The sequence below is a fragment of the Flavobacterium sp. genome (genome assembly GCF_017985075.1).
In the GTDB taxonomy this organism is placed as follows: Bacteria; Bacteroidota; Bacteroidia; order Flavobacteriales; family Flavobacteriaceae; genus Flavobacterium.
In genome coordinates this window covers 4735-6663 of sequence record NZ_JAGNYF010000073.1, presented here as the reverse complement: position 1 = coordinate 6663, position 1929 = coordinate 4735, and the positions used below count along the sequence as shown (strand labels likewise).

The following is a 1929-nucleotide window of genomic DNA, read 5'->3' as shown; positions in this document are numbered from 1 at the left end:
ATTTTTCTACATTTTAGTATTAATTAAAAAGACATAGACAAGAATTGTTTTAATTTTCTAAAAACCACCATTTTGGTTTATATTGTTTATTTACTAACCCAAATTTTTTGATTGCATGCGTTTCAAGATGTGTAATTAAATCAGGAATAGAATCAGTTACAAAAAGGAGCTTCATATCTTCTGGACTGATGCTTTCATTTTCAAGCATAATTTTAATATGATGACAAAGTTCTTTATGATAATCTGAATCAAAAATAATTATCGGAAAGTTTTTAATTACTTTAGTTTGTATCAATGTAAGTGCTTCAAATAATTCATCTAAAGTACCAACTCCACCTGGCATCACTACAAAGGCATACGAATATTTTATCAAAACAACTTTACGAACAAAAAAATAAGGAATATCTATCCATTTATGTAAATATGGATTTGGTTTTTGTTCTCTTGGCAATACAATATTGCAACCAACAGAATAACCATCATTTTCAAATGCTCCTTTATTTGCGGCTTCCATTATTCCTGGTCCGCCACCTGTCATTATTGTAAAACCTAATTTAGAAATTTCTGCACCAATTTTTTCAGCATTTTTATAATGTTCTGATTCTGGTGTAAACCGAGCCGAACCAAAAATAGTTACACATGGACCAAGGAAATGTAATTTTCTAAATGCTCTTATAAAATTAATTTGAACCCTAAATGTGAACATTAGCTCTTTAAATCTCGATAGCGGACCTCGAAAGAATAAAGATTCATTCGTAACTAATTTATTACCATTCATTTTTAATACCTTTTAAAAACTTAAACTTCTAATTTGATTTTTTATAACTCCAAACCGCCATGCCGTTTACAATTACTGCAAATCCGGTAACAATTAATAGGTTTGGCAATACTTCATAAAATCCGGATCCTTTTAGTAGAACCATTCTTATGAACTCTACAAAGTATCGAATAGGGTTTAACAATGTTAAGCTTTGCGCCCATTTTGGCATACTTTCGATAGGTGTAAATAAACCACTCATTAATATGAAAATCACCATAAAGAACCACGCAATAAACATTGCTTGTTGTTGGGTTTCGGTATGATTAGATATGTATAGTCCGAATCCTAAAATTAATAGTAAATACACTGATGTGAAACCATAAACAAGGAAAATATTACCTAGCATGGGAACATTAAAAACAACTTTAGCTATAAGCAAACCAACAGTCAAAATCACTAAGCCAAGTACCCAAAATGGAAATAATTTTCCAACTATAAACTGATATTTTTTTATTGGTGTTACATTAATTTGCTCCAATGTACCTAACTCTTTTTCTCTAACTATATTCATTGATGACAGAAATAAAGTAAGCATAGTAACCAATAAAACCAAGATACCTGGAACCATAAAGGTTTTGTAGTTTAAGGTTTTGTTGTACCAAAAAGACGGTATAACTATAATATTTTGAGGTATTTCTTTGTTTCCTGAAAAATAGTTGGACTGCATTTGAATATTTTGATTGTATGTATTTATGATTTGTGTTACATATACATTTTCAACACCTGCTGTTGCAGCATCTATAGCATTAATACTTACTGAAATACTTGTTTTTTGGTCTTTTTGAAGGTCACGATTGAAGTGAATTGGAATATTTACAATAATGTCGGTTTTTCCTTTTTGCATTTCTTGGATAGCTTCTTTTTCAGAAAAATAGGGTTCTGTAACTTTAAAATAGGTTGAGGATTTAAACGAATTTATTAAATCTCTTGATTCCCGACTTTGGTCATTGTCAACAAAGGTTATTGCAATATTTTTAACATCGAATGTAGCTGCATTTGACAAAATTAATAATTGCAAAATGGGTAATATAAATATAAGTTGAAGCATGCTTTTATCTCTAAAAATTTGCTTGAATTCTTTTTGTATGATGAATAATATTGTTTTCATA

General features: G+C 29.4%; 2 protein-coding genes. Both read right to left on the bottom strand.

What is annotated here, in order from left to right:
• Positions 1–49: 49 nt before the first annotated feature.
• Positions 50–778, bottom strand: a complete 729-nt coding sequence (locus KA468_RS10015) for a TIGR00730 family Rossman fold protein (RefSeq protein WP_227141576.1) — start codon at positions 776–778, stop codon at positions 50–52.
• A 28-nt stretch (positions 779–806) separates the two neighbouring features.
• Positions 807–1929, bottom strand: a 1123-nt coding sequence (locus tag KA468_RS10010) for an ABC transporter permease (protein ID WP_291242796.1), incomplete at its 5' end; no start/stop codon positions are given.

Coding starts and splice junctions, on each gene's coding strand:
- KA468_RS10015 (WP_227141576.1), bottom strand. CDS start 778: ATGAATGGTAATAAATTAGTTACGAATGAATCTTTATTCTTTCGAGGT.